Genomic DNA, 19,007 nt, shown 5'->3' with positions numbered 1-19,007 from the left:
CTATACTCGCGAAAGAAAACTCTTCATATGGGGCTTGGCCCAAACAGTCTGTCTTCCTATCAAAGAACAAGGGAAGGTAAGTTAAGAATCGTTGAGAATATTCCCAGTCAGAATGAAATGAGTGAGGTTATGAAGGCGCTTAAGAATCAATGGCTTCATATGGGTCTCAGGCAAAAGCTGGTTTTTGCTTTTGCCTGTTTCATCGTGATCCCTTTTATCATTATCGGCGGCACCTTATCCTGGCTGTTCGTCCAATCCAATCAGCGTATGATCCTCGACGCAGCCTTGGCTAACAATAAGCAAATCGCGCGAAATATTGATACATCGCTATCGCCGTTATTGCGATTGACGACGTTTCCTGTGCAAAATAAAGCGTTGTTCCAAATGATGCGGAAGGACTACGATTCCGTTCCGTATCCGTTATTCGAAAGGACGCAAGCATTTAACGCGGTCGGCGATATGATCCGAAATAGCATCATGCTCTATACGGATCTAATCGATTCCGCCGTGATCTATCAGAGTAAGAATCACATGATCCTCGGAAGAAGCAATGAGGACTATATGAATCATGTTTATTTAGAGCATGAATTCTATAGTGAACCGTTTGTCCGAAACATTCTGCGACAGAATGGGAAATATGTTTCTGTAGGCATTCATGAGGAAAGATTGCTTTCCATAAAACCCATACCCGTCGTTTCAATCGGACGAGCGGTGGTGGATCCTTTTTCAAAAGAGAATCTCGGATTTATTCTGTTCAATATTAACGCGGAAAATCTAAAGTCGCTGTGGAGCGATATTCCGTTTACGGAGCATGCGCGGTTTTACCTCGTGGATCAGAACGCAAACGTCATTTACAGTAAAGCCGGCGGCGACATTGGGAAATCGGCTGAAGCCATACTAGGCAAGAGTTTCCAGGCCGTCTCGGGAGGCAAGGAACAGTTATATCAAGACGGGCAGCAGTATGCGATTGCCGCTACTTCAAGTCTGTCCGGTTGGAGTGCGGTGAGCGTTATACCTAAAAATGAACTGTTCGGTTTCGTGAACACGATCCTAAGAACGATAGCCATCTCTCTTTTCGTGCTGCTCGGTTTATCGATCGCCGCTTCGATTTATATTGCGACCGGCGTCACGAAACCTCTATATCGATTGGAGCGGCAAATGAAGCTCGTTTCCCAAGGTGAACTCGATATCTCCATTGACATTCAACATGGTGAAATCGGCAAAATAGGCGTAACGATCAACCGGATGCTTCAGGACATTAGAAGGATGATTCGGACAATATATACGGAAGAACAAGAGAAACGAAGGCTTGAAACCCTTGCATTGCAATCGCAGATAAGGCCTCATTTTATGTACAACACCTTGAATTCGATCAAGTGGATGGCTAAAATGCAAGGAGCGTCCGGCATTGAAGAGGCACTGACTGCGTTTTCTTCGGTTATTCAATTTACAGCCAGAACGCAACTTGATTTCGTTAGCGTCAGGGAAGAAATTCAATTCATTCGTGATTACACGAAAATATTAGACATCCGTTATTTGGGCAAGTTCGACGTGTCTTTCGAAATCGATGAAGGCGTTTGGGATAATCAAATATTGAAGTTTCTGCTTCAACCCTTAGTAGAGAACGCCATCTTTCACGGATTCGATAAAATTCCCTATAAAGGGAAGCTTATAATCCGCGTGTATGAAGAAGCGGGGACTATCAGGATGATTGTTACGGATAACGGAAGAGGCATGTCTCCCCAGGAGCTAGAAAGCATGAATTCAAGCATGAATACGGACGATAATCTGAATGCCATTGGCATTTCCAATATTCGCAAACGGATCGAGCTGCACTTCGGGACAAGCTACGGACTGACGATCACAAGCGCGGAGAATGTCGGTACTACGGCCACCATTATCGTGCCCATAGTAAAACAAGACTATAAAGGTGACTAAAAATGAAAATATTAATCGCGGACGATGAACCGCTGGTCAGAATCGGAATTAAGTCGTCTTACAACTGGAAAGAAGCCGGAATGGAAATCGTCGGAGAAGCGGCGGACGGCGAGGAAGCGCTGCAGTTAATCGAAGAATTAAAACCGGATATCGTTATCCTGGACATCAAGATGCCTAAGAAAGATGGCATCGAAGTATTAACTGCCATTCGGGACCGAAGAATGAGTACCAAGGTGATCATGCTAAGCAGTTTCGACGATTTCGTTCACGTCAAACAAGCGATGCAATTAGGCGCTTTAGATTATTTTCATAAACCCGGCATGAACGTTCAGGAGATCATTAGCTCCCTTCAGAAATTCCAGGAGGAAACAACCACCGGTGCGAAACCTGAGGGGATTAAGCAGGGGAAAGATTCGATTCTTCGGGAAATGATCGCAGGAACCTCAGAACGCACGGAAGAAACCAAGCTAAAGGAAAGCAATCTTTACGCAGTTCTGTTTACAGTTAAACGGTTTGGACATGTTTTGAAGCGGTACACGCAGGGGAATGCGGCTTTTCTGCCCACCACCATTTCCAATATCGTCAACGAGCTTTTAGCAAAGGAAAAGGAAACGGAATTTATTCAGCTCGAAGACAATGCTTTCCTCGTTGTCCTCTCGCATAGCGACTCCAACAGCGCGCAGGCTTCATTCACACATGTCAATGATATCGTGTATTTGATTCACAGCTCCTTGAAACGTTTTCTCAATATCGAGCCTATTTTCGGAATTAGTGATGCCTTTCATACGTATGCAGAGCTTCCTCAGGCAGTTGATCAGGCTAGAGAAGCGTTGCAAATGAAGTTTTACCATCCGAACGATCCGGTATTTTATTACCAGAACCGCAAACGCGACGATGAGTCGGTGCAAGAGCAAATCGGTACGGCTATCGTGTCGATGAAGGCCTGCTTGAAGGAGGAGAACTACGACTTATTCGCCGCTTCTCTCGCGAATTGGGAGCAATTGATCCAGAATTATGAATGGATGAATGAAAGAGACGTCAAAAAGGTGTACGAAGGTCTTCTGTTCATGATGACGGAAGGGGAGGACGAAGAGGTACACACCGGAGAAGCAGCTCAGCTTGATGATTTTACCGAATGCTCCGCCTATTATCACGCCGCGTTTAACGAGAAGCTGAGGGCCCGCATTATCGGGAAAAACAAGGAATACAGTCCCCTAATCCGCAACGTGGTCCAATTTATCGATAACCGGTACAACGAGAATATCTCGCTTAAGCTGCTTGGCGATACGTTTCATTCCAGCCCTAACTATATAAGCAGACTCTTCAAACAAGAAGTGGGCAGAGGCGTATTCGATTACCTAAACGTCGTTCGAATTCGGCACGCCAAAGAGCTGCTGAAGGATTATACCTACAAAATTTATGAAATATCGGAAAGGGTCGGCTTCAACAGCCAAGTGCATTTCGCGATCGTGTTCAACAAGTATGAGGGAATGTCGCCCTCGGATTACCGCAAGGAGCTTTGATGAATTAATTAAAAAAAAGATAATTTAATTAAAAGCGAGTCTCCGATTGGCAGCTGCGGATAAAAACAGGTTCATTTCGTTAAATGAATGAATATCTGAATGATTTCGATTGCGAAATCGATCCCTTATGATGAGAGAGCACACATATTACAGACAAGGGGATGCTTGGATGAGTAAGAAAATGAAATATGGATCAGCGCTCTTGCTGACGTTTTGCATGATTTTCGTGCTGGCGGCCTGCGGAAGCAAGAACAACAACGCAAGCGAAGGCGGACAAGCTTCGTCGGATACCGGTAAAAAAACGACGATCACCATGGGCTTCTGGGGGACAGCGGAGGACTTGAAAATTTATCAGGAAGCGGCCTCCAACATTTCCAAGCAATACCCGAACATCGATCTCAAGATCAAGCAATATCCTAGCAGCGATCAATTTTGGAATACGCTTCCAGGTGAAATCGCCGCAGGCGTAGCGCCTGATTTCATTAAAATTACGAACGAAGGCTCTTATGAATACATCACGAAAGGCATGTTCGCTCCGCTGGATGATTTGATCGGACCTGCCGGCGTGGACATGAACCGTTATGTTCCTTCCGCGAACGACATCTGGAAAGTGGACGGCAAGCAATACGGATTGCCGAGCAGCGTTATGCCGGGTATGTTCTTCATCAATGAGGACATGTGGAAGAAAGCGGGCCTTGGCGCGTACCCGACCACGTGGGATGAAGTGCAGGCCGCGGCCAAAAAGCTGACGACCAAAGATGTTCATGGTATTGTCATCAACATTGACCCGTACCACATCACAAACTACGTGAAGAGCTACGGCGGCGGATGGGGCAACGGCAAAACCATCAACTCGCAGGAAAATGTTAACGGTCTGCAAAAGATTTTCGACATGTATAAGGATGGCGTAGCCGTAACGCCAAAAGCGCTCGGCTACGGCTGGGACGGCGAAGTCTTCGCAAACGGCAAGGCGGCCATGACGACGGGCGGCTATTGGTATAAGAGCTTCTTGAAGGACGCGGCTCCGAACTTGAAATACGTCGCGCTTCCGGTACCGAAAGGAACGACGGAAGGAAGTACGATGATTGCGGACGGCTACGTGGTGCTGAAGGACGCGAAGGATAAGCAAGCGGCTCTCCAAGCGGCTTACTATATGACCAACGACCAAACGCAAACGGAGTTCATGAAGAACGGCAGCAATTCCGCCGTCAAGACGTTGACGCCGAAATTCTTTCAAGAAAATCCGGAATTCAAATCCGTCGAACCGGCTCTGAAAACGGCAACCGACTTCGCCTACCCGGCAGAAACGAAGAAATTTAAGGATGAGCTTGTGAATCAAGTAGAAGCCACGATTCTGGGCGGAGCTAAGAAATCGCCTAAAGAAATCATGGATGCCATCCAACAAGAATTCAAGTAAGACTGACAAAAACCGTTCCCGTTTCTAGACGTAACGGGAACGGTTTTTTATTCTATGGCCAAATGGTCTTGTTGCAAGGAGGGAATTTGATGAGTGCTGGTGGAAATACAACCGCGGGTAGACGGATAAATAGTAAGGAAAGCCATGCGTGGTTACGTAAAGTCATGGATTCGGATTTTTCTGTCGGCTGGCTGTTCAGTTTGCCGTTCCTGGTGCTGTGGGCATGGTGGTTCTTCTATCCGTTCCTGCAGTCCTTTATCCGGAGCTTCCAGGATGCAAACTTCGCCGCATTGGACAAAGCGAAATTCATCGGATTGCAAAACTACGTGAACATCTTGCAGGATCATGAATTTTACCGAGCGGTCTTGCATTCCTTGGAAATCGTGGTCATTGCCGTACCGCTGCAAACCGTCATCGGATTGGTGATGGCGATCCTCGTGAATCAAAAGGTCAAAGGGAAGAGCCTGTTCAGAACGTTGTTTTTCATTCCGTACATCACTTCGCAAATCGCGATCACGACGGTATTCATGATGTTGTTTAAGCAAGGCACCTTCGTAACCGACTTATTCGGATGGTTCGGTTTCGGCAATGTGACCTGGTTTGCGGACACGCATTATGCTCTGCTTTTCGTTGCGCTTCTCTTTATTTTTCAGCAATGCGGTTTCAGCATGATCGTTTATTTGTCCGGGCTGCAGGAAGTCCCCAAAGACTTGTACGAAGCGGGTCAGATCGACGGCGCGTCCAAATGGGCACAATTCCGGTACATCACGGTGCCTTACTTGAAGCCAATTACTTTCTTCATCGTGTCGGTGGCGACTATCCTGGGCTTTCAAATTTTCGACCAAATTGCCGCCATTTCCAGATACGGAGCTCTCGGATCCCCAGCGGGGGCCACGAATACCGTCGTGACCTATTTCTATCAGAACGGGATTCGATATATGAATATCGGTTACGGCAGCGCGGCCGTAGTTCTGTTCTTCATCATCATCATGATTATTACGTTCCTTCAGAAAAAATTGCTGGATGAAAAGGGGTGAGCTCATGACAAGCAGAAAGAGCGGAGCTCTGATCGGCAATTATGCGCTCCTGATCGTGCTCGGATTACTGTTTGCCCTTCCGTTTCTCTATACGTTGTACACATCGGTACTTCCCATGGAAGACGTCAATAAATGGGCAGGGATTTCGAAATGGACGTTTGTCAACTACAAACTGTTTTTTACCAATGATGCTTATAATGTGCCAAAGTGGCTTGTCAATACGGTCATCATGACGGCGCTCGTCATCCTTGGGAACCTCGTGATCAATCCGATGGTCGGTTTTGCCCTTGCGAAGCTGGACTTTCCAGGGAAGAAATTGATCTACTGGATTGTGGTCGCCTCCATGATGGTGCCTTACCATATGATTCTGATTCCGGTCTACGTTAACGTCGCCCATCTGGGTTGGCTCAATTCCTTATGGGGACTAACGGTGCCGTTCCTATACCAGTGTCTTTATATTTTCATGCTGCGTCAGTTTTTCACGAGCATTCCCAATGAATTCATCGAAGCGGCGAGAATAGACGGGCTTACGAAGATGGGCGCTTTTTGGCGGATCGTATTTCCGCTCGCAAAGTCGGCGCTCGTTACGATGTCGATTCTGGCGTTCTCGGGAACATGGAACAGCTACCTCATTCCGAGCACGTTCACGAGCGATCCGAATAAATACGTGCTGGTGGTCGGTTTAAACAGCGTGAAAGATATGTTCTTCGAAAATACGCCGCTTATTATGGCAGGGGTCGTGCTTGCTACATTGCCAATCTTGATTTTCTTCTTTATTTTTCAGAAGCAATATATCGAAGGCATATCGAGCTCCGGCGTGAAAGGGTGAATAGCCTTTTCCCGCCGTTTGCTTTTTATGGGCACCTGACGAGGAAGAGGGGAAGTCGTTAACTGGACTACCGAGTGACACGAGCAGTTCTACGCGGTCGCCCTGGATGAGGAGCAAAGACAGGTGCGCTCCGTTACGTCCAACCCCGGGCATTTGCTGCTATCGGGCCTGCCGAATCAGGCCCGTGCGGAGCTTGTGGCCCGGAGACTCACGACAGAGGATATGTTCAGCGGATACGGCGTTCGTACCATGAGCACGAAAGCATTAAGCCGGCTGGGGATGAAGAGGGAAGCCGGACAGCTCCTTTCCGGATTGCTAGAGGCGTCCAAGTCTTTCGAGTATCAGCGGCTGCCTGAACTATTCTGCGGCTATGACAAGGCAGTGTACGGAAATCCCATCCCTTATCCGACGACATGCTCCCCGCAAGCTTGGTCGGGCGCGACCACATTTGTATTCCTGCAGGCCATGCTGGGCTTGTCGCCGGATGCGCTGGAGAGACGGATCCGCATGAATCCGTTCATGCCTGCCGAATTCGACGAGCTGACGGCACGGAACATCGCGATCGGCGAAGGGCGCTTGTCCGTGAAGCTGACCCGGACGCCGGAATCGGCCGGGAAGCAAGCGAAGGCCGAGGTCATCCGGAATACGACCGGATACGAACTTATTTTGGAATAAAAGGAGCCCCCATATGAAAAAAACATGGTGGAAAGAAGCGGTCGTTTACCAAATCTATTGGCGCAGCTTCATGGATACGAACGGAGACGGGTTTGGCGATCTGAGAGGGGTTATCGAGAAGCTGGACTATGTCCGCAGCCTGGGGGTTGACGTGATCTGGTTGAATCCATGCTACGGATCGCCGGACGTGGACAACGGCTACGACATTTCCGATTATCGTTCGGTGATGGCCAAAGCGGGAACGATGGAAGACTTCGACCGGCTTCTGGAGGAGGTCCACGCCCGAGGCATGAAACTGATCATGGATTTGGTCGTGAACCATACCTCCGATCAGCATCCTTGGTTTCAGGAATCTCGATCTTCCAAGGACAATCCGAAGAGAGATTATTACATTTGGCGAAACAAGAAGAACAATTGGCGATCCTATTTCACGCCTTCTACATGGGAGCTCGACGAGAAAACGGGAGCGTATTATTTTCACTCCTTTGCCACGCAGCAGCCGGATTTGAACTGGAGCAACCCTCAGGTTAGAGAAGAGATCTATGACATGATGCGTTTCTGGCTTGATAAAGGAGTCGACGGCTTCCGCATGGATGTCATCAATCTTCTCGCCAAGCAAGAGGGTTTCCCGGACGCGAACAATCCAGATGTGATTTCATACTTGGGCAATAATCCGGGCATCCACGACTACCTCCAAGAAATGCATGAGCAGGTTCTGAAGCAATATGATGTTTTTACCGTGGGAGAGATTCCGTTCGTATCGCCGGAAGACGGCGTTCTCTACGTAGGGGAAGACCGTGGCGAGCTCAATACCTTGTTTCACTTTGAAGTATGCGATTATATGGCGCATTGGGATATGCATCGTTTTAAGGAAATCCAAAATCGCTGGTATAACGGCATGTGGGGCAAAGGGTGGAATTCGCAGTTTTTGAATAATCATGACCACACCAGGCTCGTGACTCGTTTCGGTAATGATACGACATACCGGGTGGAATCCGCCAAGTGCTTCGCTACCCTGCTTCACACGCTTCCTGGGATGCCGTATGTGTATCAAGGGGAAGAGATCGGCATGACAGGCGTTCGCTTCGCTTCGATAGACGATTACAACGACATTGCCATGAAAAATAAGTACCAAGAAGAAGTGGCCAAGGGAAGAGACCCGTTGGAAGTGTTTGAAAGTCTGCTTCATCTCGCCAGGGACAACTCCAGAACGCCGATGCAATGGGACGACTCGGTCAACGCAGGGTTCAGCAAGGGTAATCCTTGGCTGAAGTTGAATCCCAATTATCGGGAGATCAATGTGAAGAAGGCTCTCGCCGATCCGGATTCGGTGTTCTATTATTACCAGAAGCTCATCCGCCTGAGGAAAGAGAATGACGTGATGGTTTACGGTACCTACGAACCGATTCTGGACGATGACTCACACATTTACGCTTATTACCGTACATTAGGGGATGATAAATGGCTTGTACTGCTTAACATCTCGGAACAAGAGACGCTTTGCCGTCTCCCGGATGCCGTGACCTCCGGTCTTGGAGAGACGATCATTCGGAATTATCCGGAATTGCCGACGGAAGCCTCGGACAGCTTTCTCCTTCAGCCCTATGAAGCACGGATTTATCAGTTGAGATAAAAGCGATAACCGGACGGCCATCGGGCTGTCCGGTTTTTTTTATTGGGATCTTTCCCGGTGACACAAGGTCGTATCGCTTCGTTGTCGGATGCGCAAGGTTACGCGCGTAAGCCGGATGCTTGGCCTGCATTGGCTAATATTGTACGATTTGGTCTGTATCGTTGTCGGCGTTTTCGAATGCAGTCATGTTCCCTATGTTAAGTTGGGGATACTTATCAAATATTATAACTGCTAAGTTTACTTCTAATGGGGGATTCAAATGTCAGTAAAACGACGTCGGGTGACAAGAACATTATCCCATCAAAGCCGCGTATATCGTGTCTTTTCCGATTTTGACAAGAACATGATGTCATTCCCGACGGAGCAGGTCTAAGCAGGCAAGTTCTTGTGCGTATTCGCGAACGAATATAGAAGACGTGTCGGGTGACAAGATATTATAATAGAGCTTCAAGATATTAAGCGAAGGCGTGACGAATGTGGCAAAAGCGAAAGTACCGAAGAGACCTACCAGAGACGAATTCGTTCTGGAGGAGATAGGAAATCAGTTGGTGGAGGCTTTTCAGGAGGAATCCGTGATTCTGTTGACCGTTTGGGGAAGAGAAGAGTGCGTGCGGGGACAAATCGTAGCGATGGATTCCCGAACGGGCAAGGTCCATGTGGATACGGCAGACGGATTGGATAAGGTTCCTTTCATGGATATAATGAACATGAATTATCCAAGGGATTGAGTTGGTCTGCTCAAATGAAGTGAATGACAAAAGAGCGTGAGCTGCAGCTGCAGCTGTCGCAGCCAAATCGAAGACAGCTCAAGTGCAGGCGATTAACGCCTTCTCGATATGGCTGAAGCGGATCCTGCCTATTACGAGGCTCTACCCTAGCGCGATGACGCTCGCCCGCTGGGAACTGAATGCTGGCATTGCTTTACTCAAGCTTAATGTGAAATTACGTGATAAGGGCTACGGGGTCATATTTGAAGCAGGCGGGGGAATTTCTTCGCAGTCGAAACCGAAGTGAAGAAAGGGCTCCTGTCCCTGATATAACGGATATGCGCTAATGGCGCAATCGTTGCGCCTTGCCGTTTCTGAACGAGTGCTGCTTCGCATATGATGCTATCGGGGTGATCGAATTGCTTCGAAGATGCAAACCAAAGCAAGAGCCAAAGACTATGCTTGAGATTCTCCAGGAACAGCGCTATAACCGGCTGCTGTGGTATATCGATAGCGAGAAGGAGCTTTTACGGCTCATCGATGCGCTCTCGGACCACTACGAATTTAAAGCGGATTTCAAAGCGCGCCATGAAGCGAAATTGGCGGAGTACGAGCGCCAATTGCAGCAATGGAACAACAAAAGTCACCAGTATAGGTGAATTCCACTTCCTGGCCAATTGAGCACATTCATTTTCTAGTCGTTGTCGGGCCTTAGGTAGGTTGAATTCAATTACGGACAGCACGAATCGGACATCTCACAACCTCACTAATGCTTATGTTTCAAGAAAGAGAGCAGATCCAAGCATTCGAGAGCTCAACTTTATTGGTTGAGCTTTTTTTTTTTTACGCAGTTGCTTGAATATCGATTATAGATTCCTGCATCAACCCGTTTTCTTTACCGCGAAACCCCACCACCCACTAAATCAGAAGCGACCAATCCGCAAAACCAGCTGCTTGTTCCGTTCTGATTTTTGCTCCACCTATCGTCTTCGCAATCGCAGGTCTCCGGTCGTGGGGGAAATGAATTTCTTTAATCGGCTTCTTCAAAAGAGAATTATAGAATGGAAACATTTTATCTTTCCCCTTCGTCCTTAATTTAGAATTAATAATCAAGACATTTGGATACAAATATGGGGGGCGTAAATATGTTCTTTTTGCAAATGTCTGGATTTCCTGGGTCGGGAAAATCAACTCTTGCCAGGGAAATTGCGAAGTTCACTAAAGCAGTTATTATAGACCATGATATCGTGAAAACAGGATTATTAGAGGGACTGAGGCTAGAGGAGCTGGATGTAGATCCCCAATGTGCTGGCGGGGTTGCTTATCATATTGAATGGTCATTAGTCGATTTCCATCTCTCGCAAGGACATAACGTCATCTTAGATAGTCCTTGCTTGTATGACGTGTTGGTTGAGAAAGGAACTTTACTAGCTGAAAAACATAGTGTGAAATACAAATACGTAGAGTGCGTATTGAACGACATTCATGAACTTAACAATAGGTTGAAAAACCGCGAGCGAATGATTACTCAAATCGGTCCAGTCGATATTCCCGAAGAAAAGTGGCAAGAGGTTATCAACCGAGCTAAAAAGCCATCACACTTGGAATGTAAGAAAGTAGATACCTCACAACCTGTAGATGATTACATCAGTGATGTTCTGCAATATCTATATAAATAATATCCAGATGTCTTCACGTTGTGGGACTCTGCGATCGGGCAGATGAGTTGAACACTAGATTACATTGATAATCATAGCATTCTCATCACAATTGGAATATTTAGAACAATGTATACAATCTTTCCAGATCTTCGTCATCGGCAATTTGTTTTTATCAATGAGGCTGAAACCACATTTTTCAAATCGAGCTCTAGCTAATGGATGATCACCCTATTGCCAATTAGGTGAGTGTCGAAAGCCGACTTTCTGATTGTACACCAAACCATTTTTGATAAAAAGGATTTTTTTGGCAGCCAAATTTAAAGAATCGTCCTTTATTCGCAGCTCGTTAAGTAAGAGAAATTTACGTATTGTGGAAAGAACAGCAAAAAGATCAGCTTAACTCATAAGGGTTAAGCTGATCTTTTTATTACCTGCTATTTTATGATGCCGACCAACCTCGAACCTACTGCTTAATCAACAGCCACTTCTGCGCGCCGGAGTTGTTATCCGTATAGATTTGCACGTTCGTACCGTTCGTTGTGCCGGAGTTCGATACATCGAGTGCTTTGCCGCTGTTCGGGTTGATGAGCTTCATCGTACCGTCTGAGTTGGCGGTTATGGTCCACTTTTGTTTGGCGGCGCCGCTTGAGTACGTGTAAATCTGGACGTTTGTGCCGTCAGTGGTGCCGCCGTTATTCACGTCCAGCGCCTTGCCGCTATTTGGATTGATCAGCCGGTATGTGCCGTCTCCGTTCGAAGTGATCGTCCATTTCTGGGCATTGGTGTTATTGTCGGTATAGATTTGTACGTTCGTACCGTCGGTCGTTCCGGAATTCAACACGTCGAGCGCTTTACCGCTATTGATGTTGACGAGTTGATACGTGCTGCCGGAGACAACGCTCGTGCTCGGTAGATAGAAATAGTAGATCAATTCACCGCTTTCACCTGGACCGGCGTTCTCCGATGGGACGAATATCGATACGACAATTGCTGCGCGGCCGTTGATTGTCACATTGGCGAATTTCGGATTGGCGAAATTCAGTGTGCCATTCGGAGTATTGATGTTAAGCTGTTCCGCATTTCCTGTCTGGTAATCGTAGATAAACGTTCGGAACGAGCCGAAATCGCCGTTCGTAAACTGCCCCTCAATGAGTCCGTAATTGTAGCTGCCATAAGTGAGCATATCGCGTCCGCCAATGTTTCCTTGTACTCCCCAATAGAGAAGAGCGTTATCGAAGTTAGATTGGGCGCTGCTGCTCCAGGAGTTAAAGTTCGTCACCGTGCCTCGTGCCTGGCGATCTACCGTGCAGTTGGAATAAAAGTGGAAGCCAATATCGACGGTTGTGCTGCTGGCTGAATAAATATTTGGCGTTCCTTCTGCGCAGGTTGAGAGCTGGCGTGGAGGGTCATACGATTTGGCATAGGTTCCGTTAGAGAGATTCGTCCAGCTGCTGTAGTAGCGTACGCGCAGATGATTATTGGGCTCTTGCTCCCATGCGACAACGAAGCCACCGTCGGAAGCGACGGCAATGGTCGGCTGAGTGGCGTTGGAGCCGGAAGCGCCAGCCAAGCTTTTGACGAACGTCCAGTTCAGCAAATCTGTCGAGGTGGAGAGATTGACTCGTGCGACGCCGGATGTGTCATACGTATGATAAACGGCGATAAACTGACCGGATACGGACGGGTTTGCGATAATTTTGGCCGTGTCCATTTTGTTGCCGGAGCTGTCTGTTGCGTTATACCGTACGCCATCCGCTCCAGTAACGTTTTGTAGTAGCACTTTCAACTCTGCTCGTTTCGAATCGGACGGGGCGGCAAATACGTAAGCGCTTACAAGAGAGAGGGAAAGAATCGTGATGAGCATGACTGCGATCGCTGATTTCCATTTCCGTATCATGTGGATGACCTCTTTCTGTATGAAGTGTATATTCAATATAAATTATACAGCAATATGGATTGAAAATGTAAAAAAATGTTTGCGATAAGCTGCGTGAAATTACAGGTTAAGTCGAAAAAAAATGCCCCGTAAGGTCGATCGACCATGCGGAGCATTTGTTTATGCTTATGTTTGTGCCCGTGCTTTTGTTTGCGTGCTTCTTACTGTTTCGTCTTCAGCCAGCCGGCTAGATTGGCGATTTCATCGTCGGTTAGCTGTCCCTGGAAAGCCGGCATTCCGCCGCCACCTTGATGGATACGGGTCGAGATTTCATCTACAGACAACCGGCTGCCTACCTTTTGCAGGTTAGGGCCCATGCCGCCAGATAAGTCAGCTGCATGACAGCTGACGCAATTGCTTTTGAATACGGTTTCGGCTGCGGCTGTATCGACGGTACCGGCTCCGGCATTATTGCTCGTACTCGGCGTATTCGTTGAAGTATTGCCGCCGTTATTTGTGCCAGTATTATTGTCGTTCTTGTTCCCACCGCAAGCGCTAATTGACAAGGCGATTGTTAGCCCCGCAGCAGCAACCATCAACCATTTGGATTTACTCATCATCGTAAGTGCACCTCATTCTTTGTCTTATTTGTCATACGTTTCCCTCATTCCTCGCACCGTATGCGGGCATTGCCCACTTTCAAATGCATATCGGTACCCAAGATGGACAATCTAAGTTTGGGACTTGAAAAATATAACAGGCGAAGCCAGAATCGAGGTGAGCGCTGCTGGACATTAACGAAGATGTCGTTAGGCATTTGACGGAGCTAAGGCGAAGATTGCTGATTGTATCTGCCTGCTTCCTCGTTTCCATGTGCGGCGGCCTTTATTTGTCGCCCCGCATTTTGAAGTACATTAAATCGAGCTCGACTGCAGCATCCGTCGAGTGGAACGTGTTCTCGTTCACAGATGGCTTGTTTATCTACTTGAGATGCGCATTTTTGCTGGCAATGTTATGTACGCTGCCGATACTTCTTTATCAGACCTGGGCGTTCGTAAGACCGGGCCTGACGCTCAAGGAGGCGAAGGGGACGCTTGCTTATGTACCCTTCTCATTCCTATTGTTTCTTGGCGGCATATCGTTCAGCTATTTCCTCGTATTCCCGATGATGCTCCGCTTCATGATGCAGATGAACCAGACAATCGGAGCGACGGAAACGTACGGGATTGATAAGTACTTTGTCTTTCTATTCAGCGTTGTCTTCCCGCTTGGTATTGCGTTCGAGATGCCCCTCGTCATGCTGTTCCTGACTAGACTGGGTTTGCTTACTCCGGAGAGGCTGAAAACTTCGCGCAAATATGCTTATGTTGGCTTGGCCATAGTCGGCGCAAGTATATCACCGCCGGACTTTGTCTCGCATCTGTCCGTGACGGTACCGCTGCTGCTGCTGTTTGAGATCAGCGCGTTTCTGTCGAACCGGTTTGCACGGCGGCATGCAGCTGCGTCGGCGTATTCATACCCAGATCCAGATCCCGCGTAATTAGACGGTTTGCAAAAAAGGAGAATACACATGTTCAATAACATCGGTGTTTCAGGGTTACTCATTATTTTGCTCATTGCGCTCATTGTGTTCGGGCCAGCCAAGCTGCCGATGCTGGGCCGCGCGTTCGGCGACACATTGCGTGAATTCCGCAGCTCGACACGAGGTATTGTGGAGGAAGACACGATTACTGCGGCTCCGACTGATCAGCTAGAGAAAAAAGATACCCAGAAGCTGCTGTAAGCGGCGACTGCTGGGACCACAAGTTTGAACAACATCGAGAAGGGGCCTTATCCTTAAGTGGATAAGGCTTTTTCTGTTGAGCGAAAAGAAGCTGGTGTGGTGGATTACATTGACCAAGAGAGTACCCAGAGTCACTACATTGGTGAGATTTCACCGGAATAGTGCAAAGAGAGTACCTAGGGTCACTACATGTGTAGCACAAACCCTACATGGGGGAAAATCAGGTAGTTTGAGCTTAAGAGGTGTAGCACGTACCCTACATGAGAGAAAATCAGGTAGTTTGAGCCAAAGAGGTGAAGCACGTACCCTTCATGGGAGAAGTCTGAGCTGTGAGTTAGTTAGCCAGAGCACAAAGAGGGCCTTATCCAATAGCGGATAAGGCCCTTCTCTTTGTCTGCAGCTGCTCAAACGAGCAAGCCTCCATTTTTCCGGTAGCTCAGTATGCCTTCAGCCGTCCGATAAGCGAGCGCGCCCACCGTGTTGGTCGGGTTGTAGCCGGCGTTCTGCGGGAAGGAGCTTGCGCCGATGACGAACACATTGTCCGCATCCCACATCTGGCTGTAATTGTTGACCGCCGAATCGCCCGAATCCGCGCCCATGATAACGCCGCCGGTATTGTGGGTCGACTGGTACGTCATGATCTCATAGGGACCTAGCTCCTTCAAATAGTCGACGTGATCCGCGCCCATTTCCTTCATAATAACCGAGCATTTGAGCGCTAGAAACTTCGCCAGCTCGCGGTCCTGATCTTCAAAATCGAACGTAATGCGGATGAGAGGGTCGCCGAATGCATCTTTAAAGGTCGGATCAAGATCCAAATAATGATGCTTGAAGGACATCGAAGAGCCTTGCGCGCCGATGCTGAGCGTGCGGTTCGCATACTTGAGAGAATTCGTCTTAAATTCCTTGCCCCACGTAGGCGTACCCGAAGGAACCGGGTTGTTCTGGATCGGCCTCGCACCCGATTGAGTGAGCGTAATGACGCCGCCGTGGATAAAATTCAGACTGCTGTGGTCGAAGTTGTCGCCATTATAGTCGTCGACCGATACACCAAGCGCGCCAGCGCCGGCGTATGTATTAAACTGCTCCTTCTCGAAGAAGCCCGCCGCGCTTCCCTTGATCACCTGATACGCATAGTTTTTGCCGATGGCGCCTTTGCCTGTGGAAGGGTCGTAAGGCTTGCCAAGTCCAGAGAGCAGGAGCAGCCGTGTGTTGTTGAACACATAGCTCGCAGCAACAACAATATCGGCAGGCTGGAAGATTTCTTCTCCTGTCGTCACGTCGATATACATGACTCCGGTCGCTTTGCCGCCTTTATGTATGATCCGCCTCACATCGGAATGGCTGCGGATTTCGAATTTGCCGGTTTTGTTCGCAACAGGAATAACCGTTACGACCGGATCGGCCTTCGCTCCGTATTCACAACCGAACCGTTCGCAGTAGCCGCAGTATTGGCAGGCGACCCTTGCAATGCCATCGGGATTCGTATAATTCTCCGACAGGTTGGCGGAGGGCATCGGATAAGGGTGGAGCTTGAGGCGCGTCGTGGCTTCGGTGAACTTCTGCAGCGATGGCGACTGCTTCATCGGAGGCGTCGGATACGGATTGCTGCGCTTGCCGCCGAGTGGATTTGGCGCTCCAGATATGCCGGCCGTCTTCTCGAACTTGTCGTAATACGGCTCCAGCTCGTCGTACGTAATGCCCCAGTCTTGGATGGACATGCCGGCTGGAAGCTTGTTCTTGCCATATCTCTCGATCGTCTTGCTGCGAATCTGAAAATCATACGGCAGGAAGCGGTACGTATGCCCGTTCCAATGGACGCCTGAGCCGCCAAGCCCAGTACCAAGCAGGAAGGAGCCGTATGAGCGCATCGGCAAGGCGCGAACTTTCTCATTGCTGCGGAAGGTGATCGTTTCCTTGGACAAGTCCTGGAACAACTCGTAGCGCAGCGCATAACGCAGCTCATCATGGACCATGAAATAATCCTCGGTTTTGCGTTCCTTCCCGCGCTCAAGGCCCACGACGTTAAGCCCGGCCTTCGTTAACTCAGCCGCTATAATGCCGCCTGACCAGCCGACGCCGGCAATGACGACATCTGTTTTCGGTAATGTTTTTGCCATAGCTGTCTCCTTTGCTTAACTAATGAGCGGCGAGATGATCCTGCAGGCTGCTCGGCTCAAGCTTGCTGTATCCTTTATCAATTGCTGCTGCGTAACTCATTTGGTTGCCCGGATAACCGCGCATCCGCCAACCGCCCATATTGATATTGCCGCCATAAAGCGGATCACTGTATGCGCCTTCGAGCGTGTTGGAACGAAGCGTCTTAAAGAAGCTGCTAGCCGAAATCGTGGTCAGCTTGGCCGTATCGGACTCGAAGTCCTTCAGCACAGCGTCCATTTCCTCGGGTGCAAGGGAAGCGAACCCTTTCTGGTACTTGGTGTTGCTGTAGTTGTCGAGCTCACGAAGGCCGATCTCATAGATCTCGCGCCGCTTCAGCCGGCCTTGATAGCCCTGCTCCTTCTCTCCGGAATAGAAAGGCGGGCTCATGTAATCGCGAGAGTTGAAGCCGTAGTCGCCGGCTAGCTGATGGTCGATGAAGAACGCAATGCCAAGGCTTTTGGCGCCAGGTCCGCTGTCATCTTCCGGAAAGATTCTCTCTGCTGCGTTTTCGACGATGCGGAATTGCTCTTGTGTAAAGAACATCAAAGCTCGGTTATAGTTGCGCGCTTCTTCCGTGGCACCGCCTGTGCTCGTCGATGGCGTATTGACGGTCGTATTATTGTTACTGCTCGTGTCTTCCTTCTTGCCGCAGCCGATGAGCGAGCCTAACGCACCGCCAATAACGAGAGTGCCAATCGTGTAGCCGGTCGTCTTCAAAAATTTACGGCGTGAATTGCTGTGGATCTTTTCCTCGGAATCGGGCGATTCAGTGGGTACGGGGTCCCGTGACTGTTCGGACAGGTTTTCGTGATCGGTTTGAGTCAACACTTGTCCCTCCTGAAATGTAATTCTTGAGCGTAAGGTTATTATTTTCCAAGTGAGCATGAATATTCATTTCGATAGCTAGGATATGCTAACAGCAACAACGAGTCTCAAGCAGGGAGGAATATTAGCAATGAAAAAGATGACGATGATGGCATCAGCAGCAGGAGTGCTATTGCTTCTGGGCGGCTGCGCCAGTACAAATACAGAGGTGAAACAGCAGGGGACTCATGCGGAGCATATGCTCCACGAAGCGGCGGTTAGGAATCCTTATGTAATCCCTTCCGCAAACGGCGTGAAGACGATGACTACGAACCGCAGCGGAACCACGACAAACGGCATGGGCACGACGGTGTATAGCATGATCGGCAGCTCTGGGCTGCATTCCACCGGATTCTCTGCGCATCTGGAATCGAGGCTGAGTGGCGTGGGCATATCGGATGTGCGCGTATTTGTTTTCGATGATACGGTCGTGCTTGCAACGGACAAGAGAGTTCCGAACGCTTCCAGGTACGACGACGTGCAAATGAAGCTGCTCAGCCCCAATGAGGGGATATCAGGGAAAGGCTCCACTCCCGGGCATGGACTTGGTGGAATGGCGGGAACGGATACGTCAAGCCATGATAATCTAACGCTGGCAGCAGACAAAATTCAGGATTTTATGGGCGGCGGGAAAGTTAAAGTGCTGACGGTGGAGAGTGCCAAAGCGGTTCAAACGATTGAGCGAATACGTGCGGATGCCACAGCGGACAAGCTGTCTCCGGCGAAGATTGCTGGCGAGCTCCAAACGCTTCTGCAAATTGTGGAGAGTCAGGGACATTAGCAAGTTTAAGATGACTGGAAGTCCGCGTACACCGCGGGCTTTTTTTCTGCGCCTGCCTTTACACGTATAATAAAAACAGGAATTAATTTACAAGAGGAGTAATGGCTGGATGAAGCGAATACT

Annotated in this window: 19 protein-coding genes; 14 read left to right on the top strand and 5 right to left on the bottom strand. The window is 48.7% G+C overall.

The genetic code is table 11. The features are described 5' to 3' along the window. Positions 1-129 precede the first annotated feature (129 nt). From AC0LWF_RS07080 to AC0LWF_RS07035, 10 genes are all read left to right on the top strand, one after another. The gene (locus AC0LWF_RS07080; protein WP_474650844.1) at positions 130-1,938 is read left to right on the top strand and encodes a sensor histidine kinase; all 1,809 of its coding nucleotides are present in this window, start codon (positions 130-132) and stop codon (positions 1,936-1,938) included. A gap of 2 nt (positions 1,939-1,940) precedes the next feature. Beyond that, on the top strand, positions 1,941-3,461 hold the full coding sequence (locus AC0LWF_RS07075; RefSeq protein WP_474650843.1) for a response regulator: 1,521 nt from the start codon (positions 1,941-1,943) through the stop codon (positions 3,459-3,461). Between the two features lie 169 nt (positions 3,462-3,630). Continuing rightward, a complete protein-coding gene (locus AC0LWF_RS07070; RefSeq protein WP_474650842.1) occupies positions 3,631-4,878 on the top strand; it encodes an ABC transporter substrate-binding protein in 1,248 nt (415 codons plus the stop codon). An 89-nt stretch (positions 4,879-4,967) separates the two neighbouring features. Further along, a complete protein-coding gene (locus AC0LWF_RS07065) occupies positions 4,968-5,915 on the top strand; it encodes a carbohydrate ABC transporter permease (protein WP_474650841.1) in 948 nt (315 codons plus the stop codon). A gap of 4 nt (positions 5,916-5,919) precedes the next feature. Beyond that, positions 5,920-6,744, top strand: coding sequence for a carbohydrate ABC transporter permease (locus AC0LWF_RS07060; RefSeq protein WP_474650840.1), 825 nt, complete (start codon positions 5,920-5,922; stop codon positions 6,742-6,744). A gap of 123 nt (positions 6,745-6,867) precedes the next feature. Beyond that, positions 6,868-7,419 carry a glucosidase family protein gene (locus AC0LWF_RS07055; protein ID WP_474650839.1) on the top strand — a complete coding sequence of 184 codons (552 nt, stop codon included), beginning with the start codon at positions 6,868-6,870 and terminating at the stop codon, positions 7,417-7,419. 13 nt (positions 7,420-7,432) lie between these two features. Next, on the top strand, positions 7,433-9,052 hold the full coding sequence (locus AC0LWF_RS07050; protein ID WP_474650838.1) for a glycoside hydrolase family 13 protein: 1,620 nt from the start codon (positions 7,433-7,435) through the stop codon (positions 9,050-9,052). Positions 9,053-9,528: 476 nt separating this feature from the next. Next, on the top strand, positions 9,529-9,780 hold the full coding sequence (locus AC0LWF_RS07045; protein WP_474650837.1) for a YolD-like family protein: 252 nt from the start codon (positions 9,529-9,531) through the stop codon (positions 9,778-9,780). Positions 9,781-9,862: 82 nt separating this feature from the next. Beyond that, positions 9,863-10,066: a hypothetical protein gene (locus tag AC0LWF_RS07040; RefSeq protein ID WP_474650836.1), complete on the top strand. Its 204-nt coding sequence runs from the start codon at positions 9,863-9,865 to the stop codon at positions 10,064-10,066. 151 nt (positions 10,067-10,217) lie between these two features. Next, positions 10,218-10,418, top strand: coding sequence for a hypothetical protein (locus AC0LWF_RS07035; RefSeq protein ID WP_474650835.1), 201 nt, complete (start codon positions 10,218-10,220; stop codon positions 10,416-10,418). A 259-nt stretch (positions 10,419-10,677) separates the two neighbouring features. Here the strand turns inward: AC0LWF_RS07035 and AC0LWF_RS07030 are convergent, their stop codons facing one another. Then, positions 10,678-10,830: a hypothetical protein gene (locus tag AC0LWF_RS07030; RefSeq protein WP_474650834.1), complete on the bottom strand. Its 153-nt coding sequence runs from the start codon at positions 10,828-10,830 to the stop codon at positions 10,678-10,680. A 74-nt stretch (positions 10,831-10,904) separates the two neighbouring features. Here AC0LWF_RS07030 and AC0LWF_RS07025 point away from each other — a divergent pair, with 74 nt between their 5' ends. Beyond that, positions 10,905-11,438 (top strand): P-loop nucleotide/nucleoside kinase family protein, encoded by a 534-nt coding sequence (locus AC0LWF_RS07025; protein WP_474650833.1) that lies wholly within the window; start codon positions 10,905-10,907, stop codon positions 11,436-11,438. A gap of 445 nt (positions 11,439-11,883) precedes the next feature. Here the strand turns inward: AC0LWF_RS07025 and AC0LWF_RS07020 are convergent, their stop codons facing one another. Together AC0LWF_RS07020 and AC0LWF_RS07015 are read right to left on the bottom strand one after the other, a co-directional pair. After that, a complete protein-coding gene (locus tag AC0LWF_RS07020) occupies positions 11,884-13,317 on the bottom strand; it encodes an RICIN domain-containing protein (RefSeq protein WP_474650832.1) in 1,434 nt (477 codons plus the stop codon). A 200-nt stretch (positions 13,318-13,517) separates the two neighbouring features. Next, positions 13,518-13,916 carry a c-type cytochrome gene (locus AC0LWF_RS07015; RefSeq protein ID WP_474650831.1) on the bottom strand — a complete coding sequence of 133 codons (399 nt, stop codon included), beginning with the start codon at positions 13,914-13,916 and terminating at the stop codon, positions 13,518-13,520. 167 nt (positions 13,917-14,083) lie between these two features. Here AC0LWF_RS07015 and tatC point away from each other — a divergent pair, with 167 nt between their 5' ends. Together tatC and tatA are read left to right on the top strand one after the other, a co-directional pair. Beyond that, the gene (gene tatC, locus AC0LWF_RS07010; RefSeq protein ID WP_474651215.1) at positions 14,084-14,836 is read left to right on the top strand and encodes a twin-arginine translocase subunit TatC; all 753 of its coding nucleotides are present in this window, start codon (positions 14,084-14,086) and stop codon (positions 14,834-14,836) included. A 30-nt stretch (positions 14,837-14,866) separates the two neighbouring features. Next, positions 14,867-15,079, top strand: a complete 213-nt coding sequence (tatA, locus tag AC0LWF_RS07005) for a twin-arginine translocase TatA/TatE family subunit (RefSeq protein WP_474650830.1) — start codon at positions 14,867-14,869, stop codon at positions 15,077-15,079. A 404-nt stretch (positions 15,080-15,483) separates the two neighbouring features. Here tatA and AC0LWF_RS07000 read toward each other — a convergent pair whose 3' ends face one another. Next, positions 15,484-17,199 (bottom strand): GMC family oxidoreductase, encoded by a 1,716-nt coding sequence (locus AC0LWF_RS07000; protein WP_474650829.1) that lies wholly within the window; start codon positions 17,197-17,199, stop codon positions 15,484-15,486. A 19-nt stretch (positions 17,200-17,218) separates the two neighbouring features. Then, positions 17,219-18,064 (bottom strand): gluconate 2-dehydrogenase subunit 3 family protein, encoded by an 846-nt coding sequence (locus tag AC0LWF_RS06995; RefSeq protein WP_474650828.1) that lies wholly within the window; start codon positions 18,062-18,064, stop codon positions 17,219-17,221. 130 nt (positions 18,065-18,194) lie between these two features. On the opposite strand from AC0LWF_RS06995, the gene AC0LWF_RS06990 reads away from it, so the two are divergent. After that, positions 18,195-18,884, top strand: a complete 690-nt coding sequence (locus AC0LWF_RS06990; RefSeq protein ID WP_474650827.1) for a hypothetical protein — start codon at positions 18,195-18,197, stop codon at positions 18,882-18,884. The last annotated feature ends 123 nt before the right edge of the window (positions 18,885-19,007 follow it).

It is taken from the genome of Paenibacillus sp. sgz302114 (assembly GCF_056120345.1).
The sequence above is the reverse complement of the archived record's forward strand: the minus strand, read 5'-3'. Positions and strand labels throughout refer to the sequence as shown.